This is a genomic window from Deinococcus malanensis, assembly GCF_014647655.1.
Taxonomy (GTDB): Bacteria; Deinococcota; Deinococci; order Deinococcales; family Deinococcaceae; genus Deinococcus; species Deinococcus malanensis.
The window spans coordinates 280,444-299,107 of the sequence record NZ_BMPP01000004.1 but is presented as its reverse complement, the minus strand read 5'-3'; the positions used below and the strand labels follow the sequence as shown (position 1 = coordinate 299,107).

At 62.8% G+C, this 18,664-nt stretch carries 15 protein-coding genes, 1 tRNA gene and 1 pseudogene; 8 read left to right on the top strand and 9 right to left on the bottom strand.

Annotated features, from left to right (window positions below; translation table 11 throughout):
* Positions 1-20: 20 nt before the first annotated feature.
* The 3 genes from tsf to IEY49_RS06810 form a co-directional block, all read right to left on the bottom strand.
* Positions 21-815, bottom strand: coding sequence for a translation elongation factor Ts (gene tsf, locus IEY49_RS06820; protein ID WP_189005782.1), 795 nt, complete (start codon positions 813-815; stop codon positions 21-23).
* 124 nt (positions 816-939) lie between these two features.
* A complete protein-coding gene (gene rpsB, locus IEY49_RS06815; RefSeq protein WP_189005840.1) occupies positions 940-1,695 on the bottom strand; it encodes a 30S ribosomal protein S2 in 756 nt (251 codons plus the stop codon).
* Between the two features lie 179 nt (positions 1,696-1,874).
* Complete coding sequence (locus IEY49_RS06810) at positions 1,875-2,681, bottom strand: aminoglycoside phosphotransferase family protein (protein ID WP_189005780.1); 807 nt, start codon at positions 2,679-2,681, stop codon at positions 1,875-1,877.
* A 67-nt stretch (positions 2,682-2,748) separates the two neighbouring features.
* Between IEY49_RS06810 and IEY49_RS06805 the strand changes: the two genes are divergently transcribed.
* From IEY49_RS06805 to IEY49_RS06790, 4 genes are read left to right on the top strand one after another with little or no spacing between them, the layout of a single operon-like run.
* Entirely contained in the window at positions 2,749-3,576 is an 828-nt protein-coding gene (locus tag IEY49_RS06805; RefSeq protein ID WP_189005837.1) for an undecaprenyl-diphosphate phosphatase, read from the top strand.
* A gap of 45 nt (positions 3,577-3,621) precedes the next feature.
* Entirely contained in the window at positions 3,622-4,623 is a 1,002-nt protein-coding gene (locus IEY49_RS06800; protein WP_189005779.1) for a heme-dependent oxidative N-demethylase family protein, read from the top strand.
* Positions 4,620-5,144, top strand: a complete 525-nt coding sequence (locus IEY49_RS06795; protein WP_189005778.1) for a guanyl-specific ribonuclease — start codon at positions 4,620-4,622, stop codon at positions 5,142-5,144. Before IEY49_RS06800 ends, IEY49_RS06795 begins: the two co-directional genes overlap by 4 nt.
* On the top strand, positions 5,141-5,539 hold the full coding sequence (locus tag IEY49_RS06790) for a barstar family protein (RefSeq protein WP_189005777.1): 399 nt from the start codon (positions 5,141-5,143) through the stop codon (positions 5,537-5,539). The genes IEY49_RS06795 and IEY49_RS06790 overlap by 4 nt, the downstream gene beginning before the upstream one ends.
* Before the next feature lie 128 nt (positions 5,540-5,667).
* Here IEY49_RS06790 and IEY49_RS06785 read toward each other — a convergent pair.
* A pseudogene (locus tag IEY49_RS06785) lies at positions 5,668-6,767 on the bottom strand (nitric oxide synthase oxygenase).
* A 207-nt stretch (positions 6,768-6,974) separates the two neighbouring features.
* Positions 6,975-8,864 (bottom strand): glycoside hydrolase family 2 protein, encoded by a 1,890-nt coding sequence (locus IEY49_RS06780; protein ID WP_189005776.1) that lies wholly within the window; start codon positions 8,862-8,864, stop codon positions 6,975-6,977.
* 424 nt (positions 8,865-9,288) lie between these two features.
* Between IEY49_RS06780 and IEY49_RS06775 the strand changes: the two genes are divergently transcribed.
* Positions 9,289-9,639, top strand: coding sequence for a hypothetical protein (locus IEY49_RS06775; protein WP_189005775.1), 351 nt, complete (start codon positions 9,289-9,291; stop codon positions 9,637-9,639).
* Between the two features lie 389 nt (positions 9,640-10,028).
* Here the strand turns inward: IEY49_RS06775 and IEY49_RS06770 are convergent, their stop codons facing one another.
* The 4 genes from IEY49_RS06770 to IEY49_RS06755 all read right to left on the bottom strand — a co-directional run bounded on the left by IEY49_RS06770 (position 10,029) and on the right by IEY49_RS06755 (position 15,350).
* On the bottom strand, positions 10,029-12,722 hold the full coding sequence (locus IEY49_RS06770) for a DUF11 domain-containing protein (RefSeq protein WP_189005774.1): 2,694 nt from the start codon (positions 12,720-12,722) through the stop codon (positions 10,029-10,031).
* A 507-nt stretch (positions 12,723-13,229) separates the two neighbouring features.
* A tRNA-Lys gene (locus IEY49_RS06765) sits at positions 13,230-13,305 on the bottom strand.
* Positions 13,306-13,368: 63 nt separating this feature from the next.
* Positions 13,369-14,709: a signal recognition particle protein gene (ffh, locus tag IEY49_RS06760; protein ID WP_189005772.1), complete on the bottom strand. Its 1,341-nt coding sequence runs from the start codon at positions 14,707-14,709 to the stop codon at positions 13,369-13,371.
* 62 nt (positions 14,710-14,771) lie between these two features.
* Positions 14,772-15,350: a peroxidase-related enzyme gene (locus tag IEY49_RS06755; RefSeq protein WP_189005770.1), complete on the bottom strand. Its 579-nt coding sequence runs from the start codon at positions 15,348-15,350 to the stop codon at positions 14,772-14,774.
* 51 nt (positions 15,351-15,401) lie between these two features.
* Between IEY49_RS06755 and IEY49_RS06750 the strand changes: the two genes are divergently transcribed.
* The 3 genes from IEY49_RS06750 to IEY49_RS06740 all read left to right on the top strand — a co-directional run bounded on the left by IEY49_RS06750 (position 15,402) and on the right by IEY49_RS06740 (position 18,608).
* Positions 15,402-16,040: an MBL fold metallo-hydrolase gene (locus IEY49_RS06750; RefSeq protein ID WP_189005768.1), complete on the top strand. Its 639-nt coding sequence runs from the start codon at positions 15,402-15,404 to the stop codon at positions 16,038-16,040.
* A 34-nt stretch (positions 16,041-16,074) separates the two neighbouring features.
* Entirely contained in the window at positions 16,075-16,725 is a 651-nt protein-coding gene (locus tag IEY49_RS06745) for a phosphate signaling complex PhoU family protein (protein ID WP_189005766.1), read from the top strand.
* A 116-nt stretch (positions 16,726-16,841) separates the two neighbouring features.
* The gene (locus tag IEY49_RS06740) at positions 16,842-18,608 is read left to right on the top strand and encodes a M3 family oligoendopeptidase (protein ID WP_189005836.1); all 1,767 of its coding nucleotides are present in this window, start codon (positions 16,842-16,844) and stop codon (positions 18,606-18,608) included.
* Positions 18,609-18,664: the final 56 nt, after the last annotated feature.

Sequence of the window (18,664 nt, the reverse complement as noted above, 5' to 3'; positions counted from 1 at the left end):
GGGGGCCCGTGTTGCGGGTCTTACGCGCCGATTTCGAAGCGCACGAAACGCTTGACGCTGGCATCACCAAGGTACTGGCCCACGGTCATGCTGTTGTCCTTCACGTAGCGCTGCTCGGGAAGAACCTTCTCCTCGTAGAACTTGCCGATCTGGCCACTCACGATCTTCTCGACGATCTGCTGGGGCTTGCCTTCGTTGAGTGCCTTGTTGGTCAGGATCTCGCGCTCTTTCTCGATGTCGTCCTGGTTGACTTCATCGCGGCTGAGGTACTGCGGGCGCTCGGCGGCCACGTGCAGGGCCACGTCCTTGGCCTTGGTATCGTCGCCACCTGCCACGTCGACCAGCACACCGATCTTGCCGTTGCTGTGAACGTAGCCAGCCACCTTGTCGCCTTCCAGGTACGCGACGCGGTTGAGCACCAGGTTCTCGCCGATCTTGCCAGCGGCCGCAGCCACCACGGTGCCGACGGTCTCGCCGTCCATGCCGAAGCTGCGGAATTCCTCGATATCGCTGGTTTTGGCGCTTAGTGCGGTCCGGGCCAGATTCTCGACCAGGGCCTGGAAGTCGCTGTTACGGGCCACGAAGTCCGTCTCACTGTTGACTTCCACGATGGCGGCGCGGTTGCCTTCCACCACGAAACGCACGATGCCTTCCTTGGCCTCGCGGTCAGCCTTCTTGGCCGCCTTCACGATGCCGCGCTCGCGCAGCAGAGCTACAGCCTTGTCTTCGTCGTTGCCGGCGTCGGACAGGGCCTTCTTGACGTCCATCATGCCTGCGCCGGTCAGTTCACGCAGCTTCTTGATCGATTCCATCATGCTTGGTTACCTCCAGAGGTTCAGTTGAGAGCTTGAGTGGCCGTCTGCCCGTCAGGGCCAGGGCAAAGAGGGCGGAGTCCGTGCGTCGTGGCCCGGACAGCACCCTCTCTTGCCGCCGTGCGCCTTAAGCCTGGATTTCTTCGGCCTGCTCGTCGCTCTGGGCGCCCTGCTCCATACCCTCGGCTGCCACGTCCTCGCCGCCGCCGCGCGCTTCGACCAGCAGGTCACCGATGCGGTGGGTGATCAGCTGGATACTGCGGATGGCGTCGTCGTTGCCGGGCACGATGTAGTCGATGACATCCGGGTCGGAGTCGGTGTCCGCCAGGGCGATCACGGGAATGCCCAGCTTGTTGGCTTCCTGAACGGCGATAACTTCCTTGGTGGGGTCCACCACGAAGATCGCGTCGGGCAGGCGGGTCATCTTGCGGATGCCGCCGACGAAGCGCTGGAGACGCTCGCGCTCGGCGCCCAGCTGGATACGTTCGGCCTTGAGGCGGTCGTTGATGCGCCCGGACTCGAACATCTCGTCGAGTTCATTCAGGCGGTCAATGCGGGTGCGCATGGTCTTGAAGTTGGTGAGCATGCCACCGAGCCAGCGGCTGGTGACGAAGGGCATGCCGGTGCGGCGCGCTTCGAGCTCCACGATTTCCTGGGCCTGCTTTTTCGTCCCGACGAAAAGAATCACGCCGCCGCGCTCGGAGAGGTCCTTGATGTAGTCGAAGCTGCGGTCCACCTGCTTGAGGGTCTTCTGCAGGTCGATGATGAAAATGCCATTGCGCTCGGCGAAGATGAAACGCTTGAACTTGGGGTTCCAGCGCTTGGTTTCGTGGCCGAAGTGAACGCCTGCTTCGAGCAGCTGCTTCATGCTGATGTACGACATCATGACTCCTGAGCGTTAGAAATCGGGAAGAGTTTGCCGTCCTCGTGCCAGCCTCGCGTCAGACGACGCTTCTCGGGCCAGGCTCCCACGCGACGCTCGAGCGCGAGGGGGCAGGGATCACGGGGGCACCCAAACGAAAAGTATACCGGCTGCCGGGCTGTCTGGGAATAGGCCAGGTCTCAGCTGATCTCTTCGCCAAGGTCTGGCAGGGCCAGGCCTGCCAGACCCAGCACGTCCTGTGCCTGTTGCGCTTGTCCATCTTCCAGATGCCACGCGGCCGAGAGCCCGGCGTATGCGGCCGTCCAGCGCAGCAGGCGGGTGCGGTCCAGACAGGCTTCTTCGGCAAGAAGGGTGGCCTGGCGCGCCAGCCGGCCAGGGTGGCGGGCAAGATCCAGCGTGGGATTGCACAGGACGTTGGCAAAGTCGAAGGTCCTCTCGCCGACCAGGCCCTTGGGATCAATGGCCAGCCATCCGCGCTGGGAGCTGAACAGGACATTGCCGTGATGAATGTCGCCATGAAGCGGGCAGACCTCTTGTGGTTCACCCAGAAGACCCTGCGCAGTATCCCAGGATCGGGCCAGCAGTCCTCCGCCCGGTGCCGCGGCTTCCAATGCCCGGAACCAGCGACCCAGGGTCGTAAGCTCTGGCCACGGAAGTGGCCGGGGGGCGTGCAGGTGGGCCGCCACCTTGCACAGAATCCGCGTCGCCTGATCATCCTGCCCCGCTTCCACGAGTCCGGTCAGGGTAGGAGAGTCTTCCAGCCGTTCCAATAGCAAGGCTGCGCCTTCATGCTTCAGTACCCGGGCTGCGCCCCGTGCGTCCCACCACACCATCAGCTGGTGGCCCTGCTCTTCCTCGAACGACCGTGCGACTTTCAGCATGGCTTTCTGCCCGGCCCTCAGGACTGGCAGAAGATCGCTGCTGTGGGTATGAACATGAACGCCATCCGGCGTCAGTGACCAGCGGTCAAGCCAGGGAGTGAACATCGTCAGTCAGTCTCCACCATCTGGCTGACGCACGTGTCGGGTGCTGTGGCATTACACTTGCGCGGTGATGGACTGGGTCTACGCCATTGTTTACGGCATCGTGGAAGGCATAACGGAATTTCTGCCGATCAGCTCCACGGGCCATCTCATTCTCACCGGCAACCTGATGGGTGTGCCCTGGAGCAAGGAGGTCAAGGACGCCTTCGAGGTGGTGATTCAGGGCGGCGCAATTCTGAGCGTCCTGGTGTACTACTGGCGCGATTTCCTCAAGATCCGTCACCTGGGCCACGACCGTAGCCAGCAGACCCTGTGGACTGGCGTGCTGGTTGCCACCATTCCGGCCGTGGTTCTGGGACTGGCATTCGGGGACCTGATTCAGGCCGTGCTGTTCAAGCCCAGCGTGGTCGCCTGGGCGCTGATCGTGGGTGGCATCCTGATGTGGCTGATCGAAAGCCGCCGGGTACAGCCTCATGTACAGGCCATCGAGGCCATCGGGGTGCGCCGCTCGTTGATGATTGGTGTGCTGCAGTGCCTGGCGCTGGTGTGGCCCGGCTTTTCGCGCAGCGCCAGCTCGATTCTGGGTGGGATGGCCCTGGGTCTGGACCGCCCCACCGCCACCAAGTTCAGCTTCTATCTGGGCGTGCCTACGCTGGGCGGCGCCGCCCTGCTCAATCTGATCAAGGAGCGTGAGCTGATTTTTGGAGAGATCGGTCTGTTGAACGTGGTCCTTGGCGCCGGGGTTAGCTTTGTGGTCGCCTACCTGGCCATCGGCTGGCTGCTGAGGTTCGTCTCGACCAATAATTTCAAGGGATTTGCGGTGTACCGGGTGGCTGTTGGGGTGCTGATCCTGGTGCTGATCGCGACCGGCGTCATGAGCAACGGCAGTCTGGCCTGAGTTCCTGGCACGTCAACGGGCATTTTCGTCTGCCAGAATTGGCCCATGCGCCCGCCGACCCTGTACCGCCCGTTTATGGACGGCCGGTACAGCGTGTCGGCGGGACTGTTTCGACTGGGCGTGCAGCCTATTCCCTGGCGGGAGGATGGGGAGCCCGAAAGGCATACCTTCACCCTGGACCGGGAGTACCCGCGCTTCGTGGCCAGCAAGGTCGCGGCCCACCGCCGGGCCCTGTACCAGTACTCAGGTGAAGCAGGACTTACGCCCGACCTCCGGGAGGCGGTGCTGACGCATGTGGCAGGTGCGCTCGCAGCCGACAGCGACGGCGCCGTGCACTGGAACGGCCAGACCCTGCGCAACGACCTGCTGGGCTGGGAAGTGGACCTTGATACAAGGTGGGGTGCGGTGGGGACGGTGCGCCGGTTCCCGGCACCGCACGCGGACCTGGTACAGGAGGTACGTCCGTTTCATGCGCTGGATTTTCTGGGTCTGAATGCTCAAGAGGATCTGGCGATTGTCGCGCGGGATGAGCAGGGCGACTGGCTGGCGGCCGCTCATGTGCTCTCACCGCAGCACTGGGACCCCCGTGACAAGCTGGGCCGGGATTTTGTCGCGGTGCATACGCCGGTGGCCGGCAGTGGACTCATGAATGCCACGGCGCCACGTCTGGTCGACGCTGTGATCACACGCGGGCCATTCGTGCGCTTTGCCTGGGGCCTGAGCATGAGTAACCGCCTGGACCATCACCCTGCCGCGCCTCCCGATGCGGACCGGCACGCGGACACCCGCTTCGACCCCGAGCAGGCTTTCCTCCGGGTGGAGCGGCAGACGCTGACAGGTTTTCCGCAGGCAGACGGCGCGCTGTTTACGATCCGGCCGCTGACCACGCCGCTCAGGGAGTCGGTGGTCACTGCTGGTCAGGCCCACGCTCTGGCAGAGGCGCTGCGCAGTATGACGCCCGACCAGATTCGGTACAAGGGACTGGAAACGATTCTTCATGACGCTTTGTCCTGGCTGTCAGCCCAGGCCATACACTCGGACATGTGACCCTCTGCCACGTGCTCCTCCGCCGTGCCCTGCTTGTTCTGCTCGCGCCTCTTGCCGGAGCCGCTTTGGGAAGTTGCGATGCGCCGGCCGAGTCTCAGGCCACCACGCAGATCAGTTCCAATCCCCAACTCAGTACGCCAGCACCAGCGGTTCAGAACCTGCCCTCCCGGACCGGCCAGGCACCACGCGCCCCGGGAACACAGAAATCAGGACTCGACCCGCACAGTGGCCTGCGCTGGATCTCCCGGAGCGATCTGCCGCGTGAGGGTCAGGAGATGCTGAGGCTGATTGCCCGTGGTGGGCCGTTCCGGTACAGCAAGGACGGCGTCACCTTCGGCAACCGCGAGCGTCTGCTGCCAAAAGCTTCGGAAGGGTATTACCGCGAATACACCGTCCGGACACCGGGTGAGTCGGACCGCGGCGCCCGCCGGCTGGTCTGTGGCGGGCAGGAAGAAACCAGCGTCCATGAGTGCTATTACACCGCCGACCATTACGCCAGTTTCCGGAGGGTGCGGCCATGATTCAGATTTTTGGCGGTCCACCGGCCGGGTTGCAAAATGCGCCTCATGACGTTCGGATCATTGCAGCGGGACATCAGGTGGCCGTACGTGAGGTCAACTTCTCGACCGTGCATGACAAGGACAGCCTGATGCTGGCGTTTATGGCGGGTTTGGGCCTGACCGACCGCTTTGGGCACAACTGGGACGCGCTGTACGACGTCCTGACCGATCCTGAAAGTCCCCGGAAGCGGCTGGCTCTGGTGCTGTACGACTACGCCCGATTCCGGAGCCGACGTGCCAACCTGTGTGCACAGCTGGAATCGGTCCTGTTTGACGCGCAGCGCACGGCTGCGGAGCAGGACCGCGACCTGTGGTTGCTGATCGAGGAAGCCGACAGCGACCCGCGCCACTGGTAGGAATCAGGTGAGTCACCTTGAAACAGGGTGACAGCGCTGGATGCAGAGGTTGCGCCGAAACAGGCAAGCGTTCCGGTAGGTGTGGCCCGTTTGCTCACTGAGCAGACCGGCGGCCGTCGACCCGGGTTTCAGCCTGCGCGCATGGGACACCGTGCTGCGCCTGACGGGACCGTCCAGGCTGCGGGCTGCTTCACGAAATTGGGGGTAATCTCCTGATCCAGGTACTGCCTGGACCACACCGGTGTGGTCGCTGGCGAAAGCGGTGGAATCAGCCATGACCAGCGGCCCCTCACCCGGCGACCTGCGCGAGCCTCCTGATCCGCAAAGCGCTCGAATTGCCCGGTGACTGCGTGGTGATCGGCAATACGAACGCCAGCCTGGTCGAACGAGTGCAGAACGGCCACGTTCAGCTCCACCAGCGCACGGTCCTGCCACAGGGATCGCCTCCGGCTGGTGTCGAGACCAAGGGCCTGCGCTACAGTCGGCAGCATGTTGTACCGCTGCTCGTCGGCAAGGTTGCGCGCTGCGATCTCCGTCTGGAGATACCAGCCGTTAAACGGCGCACAGGTCATGTGCTGGCCTGCGACCGAGAGCGTCATATTGCTGATGACAGGCAGAGCCGGCCACCGCAGTCCGAGTTCGTTGATGGCCGGGAAGTCGGGATGGGTGATCCTGACTTCCCGGCCAACATCCTGCGGCAGGGTGAACAGCTCGGTTCGGCCGGTATCGGTCTGCACCGCCACGGGCAGTAGATCAAAGGGAGTGCCCGCTCCACCCTTCCAGCCCAGTTTCTGCAGGTACTGTGTCAGAGCCACGTTCTGGGGGTCACCAGGACCGTACCGTCCGGTTGCAGATATCCGGCATAGCGCAGAAGCTGATCGTTGACGATGCGTACTCCCGGCCCGAAAACACTGATGACCGGCCTGACTCTGCCTCCGGCAAACGCAAGGTTCAGATGTGCGATTAGTTCGGCAAAGACTTCAGCTGGCCGGCTAACATGGCGGCGGTCACGAAGCTGCAGCGCCGTCCACGGTAGGCGGCCGATACAGCGGATGCTGTTGCGCCACGCCACCCGGGCTCCGTAGGCTAGCTCCTCTTCCGTGAGGACCGGGTCCTGTGTCCAGCCAGCGAGTCGGCTTTCCACCCCTGACCGCTGATTCTCGGCGTGGAACTGCCTGAGAAAGTGCTCGGCCTCCACATTCGGGGGTTGTAGTACTCGGGCCTCCATCCCGTCATCCTGGCCAGAGGACTGCGGCGAAATGTCCCATGGAGATGGAGGTTGTGCTTCTATGGCCGCCCCGTCCCGGATACCCGTCCCACCCCTTAGGTTTCAGGCTATGACCGGGCCGAACAGCTACATAAACGTGGGGTGAGCTGTACAGCTCACCCACCGGACGCATCCCGCCTTGGAGTGCAGGGTGACCTCTGCGGGCCATTAATCGCCGTTCGTTTCCACCGCTGCGCCGGGCGTGGGTGCCTGACCGGGGCCCTGCATGCCATCATAGCGGCCCAGCCAGCGCGCGGCATGCCCATACGGGTTCATGACCGGATCGATGGTCATCTCACGCGCGGTGCGGTTTCCCTGGGTGCTGCGGGCCAGCGCCAGCAGGTTGGCTTTGGGCGAGCGGTCCTCGTACAGCAGCCCGTTTTTTTCCTGAAAGGTGTCGGTCAGCTGGGTGTAACAGAAACCGGACAGGCCATGGGACTCGTAGATCGCGGCCATCAGCGCCTCGTAGTCCTTGAGAAAATCGACCTCGCTCTGCGACTCGCTGTAGCCCCAGCCGCTGGTGTGGTCCGGAATGTAGGCAATGCCGCCGAACTCGGACAGGACCACCGGGTGCCCCGCTTCCTCGAAGCCGGTCAGGGTCAGAACCCGGTCGGCAGGCTGCTGCATTTTCAGCGTCTGGCGCGTGATGTCTATGCTGGCGTACCGCTGGCGCAGGACCTCGGGGTCGTCCTCGTAGTCGTGAATGGTGAGAATATCGGTGGCGATGTGCTCCCAGCCGTCGTTCCCGATGACCGGGCGCGACGGGTCAAGCGTCTTGGTCAGGTAGTACAGCGCCCGCACGTAATCCCGGTGAGCCGGATTGGTGGGCAGATCAGGCACGCCCCACGATTCGTTGAGCGGTACCCACGCCACGATGCAGGGGTGCGAGATGTCACGTGCGATCACCTCGGTCCATTCCTGAGTCAGGCGCTCCACTGCACGCTTGGAAAACCGGTACGGGCTCGGCATTTCCTCCCAGACCAGCACGCCCAGGACATCGCACCAGTACAGCCAGCGCGGGCTCTCGATCTTCTGGTGCTTGCGCGCGCCGTTAAAGCCCAACTGGCGGATCAGCTCTACATCGCGCCGCAGTTCCTCGTCGGTGGCGGCCATCAGGCTGTCGGGCCAGTAGCCCTGGTCCAGCACCATTTTCAGGTAGTACGGCCGGCCGTTGAGCAGGAACCGGTTGCCAGCCACGGTGACCGAGCGCAGGGCCGTGTAGCTGTAGACCCGGTCAATGACTTCCTCCCCGATCATCAGCTCGACCTGGGCGTTGATCAGCTGCGGATGCCTCGGGCTCCACAGCAGTTCATTGCGAAAATCATCTATCCCCGGGTCGGAGAGGGAAATCTGGCGGGCAATTTCCTCGTGCCGCATGCCATAGCGGTCTTCCACCAGCAATTCCTCATCGCGGTAAAGCCGTACCCGCAGGGCCAGGCCCTCGGGCAGCGGGCCCTGAACCTCGGCGGTCATTCCGATTTCCCACTGCTCCATATTGCTGGTCCAGGTCAGGCGCCGGATATACGTGTGCGGAACAGACTCCAGCCAGACGGTCTGCCAGATACCGGTGGTGCGGGGATACCAGATGGAATGCGGCTCCAGCTGCCAGTCCTGTTTTCCCCGCGGCTTGGCGAGGTCCGAGGGGTTATCGTGCGCCCGTACCACGATCTCGATCGTCTCGCCCACCTGCGCCTGCTGGGTGATGTCTGCAATAAAAGGCGTGTGACCGCCTTCATGCTGGGCGACGATGCGGCCATTGGCCCACACGGTTGCAGCGTAGTCCACCGCTCCAAAGTGCAGCAGCAGCCTTTCTTCCCGCTCCTTATCGGTGAGGGTGATGGTCCGGCTGTACCACACCACCGAGTGAAAGCTTTCGTCGTGGATCCCACTCAGCCGGCTTTCCGGCGGATACGGAACCACGATCTCGCGGTCAAACTCGACCTCGCTGGGGTGTTTCCAGCGGGCATCATCGTCAAAACAAAACCGCCACGTACCGTTCAGGTCGCGCCAGTCTTCACGTTCCAGCATGGGTTCTGGATGGGTGGAGTACTTCACCATGTCTCCTCTCAAATCGGTTGAGGGTAGCAGCGGCTGCCAGGGCGTCGTCACCGGGCATGTGGACCGGATGGTATGCCACACGAGTAGCGACAGGAGGGCCAGCCTCTGGCAGATAAGAGTTACTGGCCCCGTCATTCTGGTTCCTCACTTGGTTGTTGGCTATGTTCCTAACGTTCACAGTAGGACCACATCATTCATAAAGCGTGGTTCCGGAAGTCTTGGGGCGCCGAGCGGGTGTGGTGATCATCTGCATGGTGGTGTCCCGGCAATATCCACGTGAGCATCAGGTGCTCGAACTGGACGGACATCTATACCCCATAGGGCCAGACTGATCCTCTGCCCAGGACCGCTGTCACGTGGTGCAGGAGGCGGGTCATTCCAGCCTGATCCATTATTCTGGAATGCCGGAACTCCCCTTCAGAAGGTGAGGATTGATCATCAGCAATTTTTTCTGGCTTCCGGATTGATTTGTAGTGACCAGCAGGCGCTGACCGGTGACCCGCAGTACCCGGGCGCTGACTCCAAGCAGCCTCTGCTCGATCTGCTCCAGTTCCGCCCTGCCAGGAGGGATCCCAAGCGTGGCCGCCACGTCTGCTGTGGAAAGGAGCAGAGTGGGATTCACGCACAGTGGGCGCAACAGATGAACTTCGAACTCGTGCAAGGCGACTGGCTCCTTGCGGTGCCACAGAAGTCGGCTGACGGTGTCGAGAAAAAATCGCCAAACTCTGCACAAGCCCTTGAACGCCTGTGGCGGAACCTGCGCAGCCGGGCCTGAAATTCCAGTGGGTGGATCGCCACGTCAAAAGCGTCATCCCCTCCGCAGTCCAGAGCTTGACTCAGGGCCGAAGGCGTGGCTTCGGTCACGACGGCTATGCCCAGGCAGCAGGGGTGACGCTGAGAGTCGGGACCCGGTGGAGGGAGATGATCGAACAGCAGGACGTGGCGCTGCGCTTCTTCCAGGCCAGGCAGAGCAGACTTTCCAGGGTGGGAGAAGGCGATATCAAAATTTTCCTCCCGTGCGGCACCGACCAGCGGCGTGAGCTCCGGCCTGTCCGGTTCCCGACTGATAATAATCATGGCCTCATTCATGTCAATCCAAGAGGAGTGCCGCTTGAAGGCAGCACTCCCGGAACGGTTTCTGATACTGAAGGCGGGTGGTCAGCTTCAGGGAACGACGGTGGTGGACTCCGTCTTGTAGTTCGTCAGCGCCCGGCCACTGCTCTCGGCCGTGTTGTTCCAGCGGTAGGTCTGGAAGTACTGGCCTTCTGCGGTGCCAGCGGGTGCGGTGACCTGGGTACGCACGTAGATCACAGCGCCAGGAGCGACACGGAAGGTCGGGTCGAAGGTGATGGTCTGCTGGCCGGTGCCGCTGGCCGTCGTGGTGTAATTCGTGACCAGGGTCGAGGAAGCGTTCGTGAAGTCGCTGGTAATGGCGCCGGTCGTGGGGTTACGCACCGGAGTGGGATCATAGTAGACCTGAGTATTGCTGTAGTTGAATACCCCTGCCGTCGTCTGGACGGGGTCAAGGACGCCGTAGTTGTAGATAAGCACGTTGTTCGTGGCACCTTCATTGCTGGCCGGTTCAACGCTGGCGTTGCTGGCGACAATGGTACCTGTGGTGTTACCAGGGCGAATCGGGTCAGTGGTATCGACCAGCTGGGTCTGCTCGGCGATGAACGAGGTCACCGTCACGCAAGCCTGAGCCTGACCGGTGCCGCCGTTGGTGCTGCTGTAAGAGCCAGTGTCACAGTACTCGCCGCGTGGGGCGCCCTGGGGAACCGTGCTCGTGATGTTCAGGGTCAGGGTCTGGCCAGGTGCCAGGTTGATGGTCGCAGGGACCGTGCTGACCGTGCGACTGGCTGTGTCGAACGACACGCTGCCGGTCTGGGCAGTGCCGCTGACGGTGTAGTTGCCGGAGCCGAAGTTCATGAAGGTGCTGCCGCCGGTCAGGCTGCCCAGCACGTCCCGCACGGCCACGGCGGTCGCGGTGGCGGAGCCGGAGTTGGTCACCGTGATGGTGCTGTTGTAGCTGCTGCCGGGGGTCAGGGAGTTGATAGGCGGCTGGTTGGGCGCCTGGGTGTTGACCTTGGTGATCGCCAGTTGCGGCGAAGCGACCTTAAAGCACGGAATCTGCGAGGCGACAGGTCCGATGGCTGCACCGTTGTTGCTGGTGGCCGTCATGGTTCCCTGGTCGCAGTAGGTGCCGTCGACGGTGCCGGTGGCGGCAAAGGTGAAGGTCTGGGTGGCGCCGGCTGCCAGGGTGAAGGGAGCCGTGGTGAAGCCGTCGTTGCCAGCCATGGTGGTGGCGACGGTCTGCGGTGCGGTCGTCACCTGACCCTGGATGCCGTAGTTGGCGGCGTTCGTGTTGTTGGCCAGGGCGTCGGTGACAACCACGTTCGTGGCGGCCGCGTTGCCGTTGTTGGTGATGGTGATCCGGGCAAACACCGGGGTATTCGGAGCGACCGTGATGCCATCGGCGATGGGCGTGCCGTTGGCGTCCACGAGGCTCTTGGTGATGTTAAGGTTCGGGGCCGTCACTGTGAGGCAGGCTTCGTCCTGCAGGGCGTTGGGCGTGACCATCCCGAACTCGCCGTTGGTGTAGCTGACAATCGACGCAACGTCACAGTAGACACCGACGGCGCTCGCCTGAGCCGGGAAGGTGAAGCTGCGGGTGGCTCCCGGTGCCAGGTCAAAGGTGGCGTCAAAGCCGTCGTTGGCGTTGGCCGTGCCGCCGGTGGGCGCAGTGATGCTGTACGCTCCAGCGTCACCTGTGCGCAGCACGTCATTGAGGCGAATTCCGGTTGCTGCACCGGCGCCGGTGTTGGCCACCGTAATGGTGAATTCACGGGCCTGGTTCAGCCCAGCCTGGTGTGCTTCCGGGGTCTTGGTGATGGTCAGACGGGCACTTGGAGCGAACGTCTTGTCCAGGAAGCGCTTGGTAATTTCAGTGCCGTTGACGTAAGCCACGGCGCGGACGCGGGCAGTGGCGCGGGTGGTGACGTTGGGATCGTGATTCAGCGCGGTCCAGGTAAACCCGTTGGTGTCGGGGGTGTTGATGCCCGTGACGTTGTACAGCGGGAACTCTGCGCTGCTGGGGAAGCGGGCGTTGTTGCCGGTGGCGCTGTTGGTGTAGGTGTTGGCGCTCAGGGCGTTGTCGTTGATGTCCTGAGAGGTCACCGGGGCGCCGGAGGGCTGCCCGCCGTCATCGGCAGCAGCGAAGCGGACGTTGCCTGCCTGCTCCAGAATGTCCCAGCGCACGTTTGCACCGACGATGGGGTACACGCGGCCGTCCGGAGCCCTGAAGCCCACGTAGCCAGCGGCCACGTTCTGGGTATTCAGAGGTGCAACTTCGTTCATTTCACCAGCGGTCGGGGCGCCGGGGTCAGTGGTGGTCCCTGCGTTGGCGGGGTTGAATCCGCCGGTCTCGTTTTCCATCCATGCGTAGAACACGAAGCGCGTACCGGCGTTGTTCAGGTCCTCGCGCGTGATCTGCACGACCCTGCCGTTGGCGTCCAGGTAGAACGCACCGTTGCCGGCAGGAACGGCCTGCAGCATGGGCGCAACCAGGGAGACGCTCTGACCGGCGGTCACCGTGAACGGAACGGTCTGGCTGACAAAGCCTTCCTTGCTGTAGGTCACCGAGTAGGTGCCAGGAGCCAGGCTGTTGTAGTTGCTGGAAGGAATAACGGTACCGTTGGCGTCCTTGACGACCACGGTGTATCCGTTGGGGTTCTGAACGCCTACACTACCGACGCTGGGCGCGACGGGTGTTGGTGTGGTGGTCTCACCGCCACCGCAAGAGGCGAGAAGAAGAACACTGGTCAAAGCGACGATCCCGAGTTTCATGTTTCCGTGCATGTGAGCCTCCGTGAGATGCGCATCAGTTCACCATGACTGCAAAAGCGACAGAAGTGCTTGACCTTTGTCGATATGAGAAGGTACTAACGGCTCCCGATGAACTCCTTACTTGTATATCGAAGGTTCCTCACCTGACAAGCAGAAATCACATCATGAAGGTAGTTTAAGCTTAATCCTGTTTTAAATATTGATCTGTAGCTGACTTTAGATAAAGAATAGTAGCTACGAATTTAATATATTAATAGGTTTTAAAACTATTGAGGAGGCATATGAGTCCATTGGCTCTCATATTAAAGACCACATGAACACCTGCTCATTGTTCATGTGGTCTTTAATCAGGAAGTTATTCTCATCTTCCTGTCGCTAAGGTTTATCGGGAGTAGAAAGGGCAAACTAAGTTCCCAAGGGGACCCCGGGCCACTTACTGGCCTATCCCACTCGCAAAAATTGTCATGTCCAGCTTTCTGACAGGTCAATAAAAAACCCCGGCTGGGCCGGGGTTTTTCTTGGTGGGTCGTGTAGGACTTGAACCTACAACCCGCTGATTAAAAGTCAGCTGCTCTACCGATTGAGCTAACGACCCGCTGGGCAGCACCTAAGGCACGTTTGGCAGCGGGAGTGAGTATAGGGAGGCAGCTAACGTCTGTCAACGTTTGAAGGCCTGAGGCCCGCCGGGCATGCGCGGCGGCTTCATGCCTTTGGCACCCGGACCGCTCATTCGCTGAAGCATCTTCATCATGTCCTTCATCTGCTCGTGCATTTTGAGCAGGCGGTTGATGTCCTGCACGGTGTGCCCACTGCCCGCCGCAATGCGCTTGCGGCGTCTTCCGTCAATCATCTTGGGATTCTGACGTTCTTTCAGGGTCATGGAACTGATCATCGCGTCAATGCGCTGAATCTGCTTCTCATCAATGTTGAAGCCTTCCGGTAAGGCGCGGCTCATACCAGGGATCAGCTTCATAAGTTCGCCCAGTGGACCCATTTTGCGGATCTGACGCAGCTGGGTCAGGAGATCCTCCAGGTCGAAGTCGCCAGGTTTCTTGACCTCCATTGCCTTCAGGTCTGCCTGCTGCGCCCGCTCGATCAGGCCAAGCACATCGCCCATGCCCAGGATCCGGCCGGCCACCCGGTCCGGGTAGAAGGGCTCCAGCCCGGTCAGTTTCTCGCTGGTTCCAGCAAAGTAGATGGGTTTACCGGTGACGCTGCGTGCCGACAACGAAGCACCGCCACGGGCGTCACCGTCCATCTTGGTCACCACCAGACCAGACAGGTTCACCCGCTGATCAAAGGTCTGGGCCACGTTCAGGGCTTCCTGTCCGGTCATGGCGTCCACAACCAGCAGGGTCTCGGTGGGCTGCAGCTCGGTCTGGAGGTTGGCGAGCTGATCCATCAGCGCCTCGTCGATCTGCAGGCGGCCGGCCGTGTCCACAATCACCAGGTCACGGAAATCGGTTTTCAGGTGCTCATCCACACGGCGACGTGTCTCGCGGGGTGTCTCGCCGTCATTGACCTTCAGGACCGGCACCCCGACCTGTTTGGCTAGCACTTCCAGCTGGTCCCTGGCCGCAGGACGCTGGGTATCGGCAGCAACCAGCAGCACCCGGCGGCCCTTGCTCTTGTAATGAGCAGCCAGCTTGCCGGTGCTGGTGGTTTTCCCCGCACCCTGCAGGCCCACCATGAACCACACGTTGCCTTCGCTTTTCAGCTCCGGCTGGGCCGCCTTGCCCCCCAGGGTCTCGATCAGCTCGTCGTGGACCAGCTTTACCACGGTCTGCCCGGCGTTCAGGCTGCCCAGTACCTCCTGCCCGACGGCCTTTTCGCTGACCCGGGCCACAAAGTCCTTGGCGACTCCGAAGTTGACGTCCGCTTCCAGCAGGGCCATACGGATCTCGCGCATGGCGGCCTTGACCTGCGCCTCGGTGAGTTTGCTCTCGCGCCCCACGCGGTCCAGGATGTCCTGCAACTTGTTGCCCAGCGCCTCAAACATGTCTGCGAGGCTACCACGCTCCTGGGCAGCCAACTGTTGCGCACACAGCGCTGGCGTGCGGCTCAGCTTGAGCTCTTCGGCCGTCCCTGGGTGTGGTACTCGGCATTCGGCAAAAAGCCCAGTGCGCTGCTGACGCGGTTGGTCATATTGAACATGCCGATCACCTGCACGAGTTCTAGAATCTGTGGGTCACTGAGACCCGCCTCACGCAGCGGCACCAGGTCCGCCTGGGTCATGGCCTCGGGAGAGCGGGTCAGCTTTTCGGCGTAGCTGCACATGGCCCTTTCACGGGGCGCCAGATTCGCGTGACGCCAGTTCACGGCCACGGTGTCGGCCATCACCGGGTTCGCGCTGTATTCCCTGAGGGCTGCGCCGTGGGAGACCACGCAGTACACACACCGGTTGACGCCACTGACGACCACTGCGAGCAGCTCGCGGTCAGCATTGGACAGCTGGCCTTCCTTGTTGACCAGCAGATTGAAGTAGTTCCACCACGCCAGGAACTGCTCACCGTTCAGCGCCTGAGCACGGAAGACGTTGGGTACGAAGCCCAGGTTGGCCTCGGCCTTGCTCCACAGTCTGCGTACACCCTCGTGGGCGCCGTGCTCGTCGGGCACCGCCAGCCAGGAAATTTGGTTCATGGTGATTCCAGCTTAGCCGCCTTGCACATGGGGCGTGCGATCATCGGCCTGATGACGCTGGCTGTACGTACCCTGTACGCAAACATAATTCTGCTTGACGGCCCCCAGGGCCGCCTGCTGGTGGATGCCGGGGCCCTGCCGTACGCCCGAATCTTTTCGCGGATCGTCCGCGAGTTCCGGCCCGACGCCCTGCTGCTGACCCATGCCCATGTGGACCATGCCGGAGGTGCGTTCGTGGCAGCGCGCCTGGGGGTCACTGTCCTGGCCCATCCCCTGGAGCACGCGCAGCTGACAGGCAAGGTGCATCACCTGCCGTACCCGGCAGGCCATCCCTGGATAGGTGGGCTCGTGTCCCGGCTGCATCCCAAGCTGAAGACAGCTGAGATTCAGGCGGTTCTTCCCGGGGAACTGCTTTGCGGCTGGCAGGTGGTGGGACTCCCGGGGCATACCGCAGGGCAGGTGGGGGTGCTGCGGGACGGGGTGCTGATCGCCGCTGACGCGGTTGTGGGCTCCACGGATGGAGCGCGTCTGCCACGAGCAGCCTACAACGCCGATCACGTCCAGGCAGGCCAGACACTGCAAACCATCGCCGAGATGGACCTGCGATGCGTGCTGCCCGGCCACGGTGGCGTCTTGACGCCGGAGCAGATCCGGACCCGGGCGCAGCGTGACCGTGCGGATGGTCCCTGACCGGGTCATCACAAGCGCTTACCATAGTGGCGCTATGACGGTCGCTTACGAGAGCCTGGGCACCGGACGCTTCCTGCGCATGCTCAGCATTACACTTGAGCAGCTCGAGGCCGTGCGCGATGCCAACGACCGTGCCGAATTCGCGGGGCTGACCGCCAGGGCCCAGGTGCTGGAACGCGAAACCGACGCACTGGAGCGCGAAATCGAAGACGCCTGTCTGGCGGCCTTTGCCAGTGGGCTCAGCGTCGGGGAACTGGCGTTCTACCTTGTGGTGTTCCGCAGCCTGAGCAATCTGGAGCGCGTCGGCGACTACGCCTTCAGCGTGGCCCGCGACCTGGAAAACCTCGCGCCGCGCACCCGCAGCGCCACCCTGCAGGACGTTCTACCCCTGGTACGTCTGCTGTCAGAGATGGTCGAGACCCTCGCCTTTGCGTTTGCCGAACGTGACATCCGTGCTGCCCGCGAGGTCATGCAGATGGACTTCGAGCAGGTGGACGCGCTGTACGAGCAGATGCAGCGTGCCAGTCTGACCCGCCTGATGGAGCGCCCCGAGGACACCGAGGTGGCCCTGACCGCCGGGCGGATGGCCAGGAACCTGGAGCGGTTGGGAGACCATCTGGTGAATGTGGCCGAGCGTCTGGAAACCATGGTGCTGAGCCAGCGCGCCGGTCGTGCGGCGGGATAAGGCACCCGGCACTTCCGGACACGGCCCGGAAAGCGTGGCTAAGCCATCTGGCGTAAGGAAAACATTCCTGGCCCTGAGGCTAGACTGCCGGCGTGACCACAACCCAGATGCCTGAGATGCCCCGCTGGCGGACCGATGACCTGTACCCCAGCCTTGATGATGCTCGTGTAAGCACCGACCTCGCCGCCCTGAGGGGTCAGGTGGCGGAACTGGAGAGCACCTTCGACCGCCTGAACGTCCGCAAAGGCGAAGCAGTGACGGCCGAGGCGCTCGAACAGGTGCTGAGCGGCCTGAACGCCGTCACGCTGCGGCTGATTACGCTGCGCGGCTACATCAATGCATTTGCTTCGACCGACAGCCGTGACGCTCTGGCCCAGCAGAGGGTGGGTGAGCTGACCACCCTGACGCTCCCACTGGGTCCCCTGCGTTCCCGCCTGACCGCCTGGCTGGGCAGCCTGGATGACGCCTGCCTGGACGCCGTACTGCAGCAATCTGAGGTGGTGCGCGAACACGAGTACCTGCTGCGGCGCAGCGTGCGGTTCGCCCGTCACCAGATGACGCCTCCTGAAGAAGACCTCGCGGCACGCCTGAACCCCAGCGGAGCTGGTGGATGGGCCAAGCTGCACGGGAATTACACCAGTCAGCTGGGCGGCACCTTTCGCGGCGAACGCCTGCCGGTCACGGCCCTGCGCGCCCTGGCCACGGAAGCCGACGAAGGCGTGCGCCGTGAGGCCTTTGATGCCGAGCTTGCCGCCTGGAAAGACGCCGAGCTGGTCTGCGCCGCGTGTCTGAACGGTGTCAAGGGTGAGTCGGGCACCCTGGCGCGCCGGCGTGGATTTTCCGACCCGGTCGAGCCCAGCCTGCTGACCAACGCCATCGACCGTGCCACGCTGGACGCAATGCAGGCGGCCGTGGTCCGCTCGCTGCCGGACTTCCGCCGGTACTTTGCCGCCAAGGCCCGCGCCCTGGGCAAGACCGGGCTCGACTGGTGGGACCTGTTTGCGCCTGTGGGCCGCAGCGAGACCGAATGGACCTACGAGGCGGGGGCCCGTTTCGTGGAGGCGCAGTTCCGGGCCTACAGTGGCAAGCTGGGCGATTTTGCGGCGCGTGCCTTTCAGGAGGACTGGGTCGACGCCGGTCCCCGTGACGGCAAGCGCGGTGGAGCCTTCTGCATGGGCTGGGAGGGTGACGCCAGCCGCATCCTGATGAACCACAGCCCCAGCCTCGACAGTGTCTCCACGCTGGCCCACGAGCTTGGGCACGGCTACCACAACCTCCTCAAAGCCCCCCGGACTCCGCTGCAGCGTGAGACGCCCATGACCCTGGCCGAGACCGCCAGCATTTTCTGCGAGACCATCATTCAGAACGCGGCACTGGAGCAGGCCCGGGGCGAGGAAAAGCTCTATGTGCTGGAAACGCAGCTGATGGGCCACGCCCAGGTGGTGGTGGACATCCACAGCCGCTACCTGTTCGAGCGGGCCGTTCACGAGAAGCGCGAACAGCGCGACCTGACTGCTCAGGAGTTCAGCGACCTGATGACCTGGGCGCAGTGTGAAACCTACGGGGACGCCCTGGACACCCTGCACCCCTACATGTGGGCCGTCAAACCCCACTATTACAGCTCCAGCTTCTACAACTACCCGTACACCTTCGGGCTGCTGTTCGGGCTGGGACTGTACGCCCAGTACGAGCAGGCCCGGGCCAACGGCACGGAGGCCGACTTCCAGGCCCGCTACGACGATCTGCTGGCCAGCACCGGTCTTGCCGATGCCCGTATGCTGGCCCAGCGTTTCGGGATTGACCTGCACGCGCCCGAGTTCTGGGAAGGCAGCCTGAACGTGATCCGCGCCCAGATCGACGAGTATGTGAAAACTGTCGGCTGAGAGGAAGCAGGAATTTCACGAATTAAGGAGGCCGGAGCAATGCATGCTCCGGCCTC

Bases quoted from the DNA above. Each gene is read 5' to 3' on its own strand.
- IEY49_RS06780 (WP_189005776.1), bottom strand. From the start codon at position 8,864: ATGGTGAAGTACTCCACCCATCCAGAACCCATGCTGGAACGTGAAGAC.
- IEY49_RS06770 (WP_189005774.1), bottom strand. From the start codon at position 12,722: ATGCACGGAAACATGAAACTCGGGATCGTCGCTTTGACCAGTGTTCTT.
- IEY49_RS06805 (WP_189005837.1), top strand. From the start codon at position 2,749: ATGGACTGGGTCTACGCCATTGTTTACGGCATCGTGGAAGGCATAACG.
- IEY49_RS06750 (WP_189005768.1), top strand. From the start codon at position 15,402: ATGACGCTGGCTGTACGTACCCTGTACGCAAACATAATTCTGCTTGAC.
- IEY49_RS06800 (WP_189005779.1), top strand. From the start codon at position 3,622: ATGCGCCCGCCGACCCTGTACCGCCCGTTTATGGACGGCCGGTACAGC.
- IEY49_RS06745 (WP_189005766.1), top strand. From the start codon at position 16,075: ATGACGGTCGCTTACGAGAGCCTGGGCACCGGACGCTTCCTGCGCATG.
- IEY49_RS06790 (WP_189005777.1), top strand. From the start codon at position 5,141: ATGATTCAGATTTTTGGCGGTCCACCGGCCGGGTTGCAAAATGCGCCT.
- IEY49_RS06810 (WP_189005780.1), bottom strand. From the start codon at position 2,681: ATGTTCACTCCCTGGCTTGACCGCTGGTCACTGACGCCGGATGGCGTT.
- ffh (WP_189005772.1), bottom strand. From the start codon at position 14,709: ATGTTTGAGGCGCTGGGCAACAAGTTGCAGGACATCCTGGACCGCGTG.
- IEY49_RS06755 (WP_189005770.1), bottom strand. From the start codon at position 15,350: ATGAACCAAATTTCCTGGCTGGCGGTGCCCGACGAGCACGGCGCCCAC.
- IEY49_RS06740 (WP_189005836.1), top strand. From the start codon at position 16,842: ATGCCCCGCTGGCGGACCGATGACCTGTACCCCAGCCTTGATGATGCT.
- tsf (WP_189005782.1), bottom strand. From the start codon at position 815: ATGATGGAATCGATCAAGAAGCTGCGTGAACTGACCGGCGCAGGCATG.
- rpsB (WP_189005840.1), bottom strand. From the start codon at position 1,695: ATGTCGTACATCAGCATGAAGCAGCTGCTCGAAGCAGGCGTTCACTTC.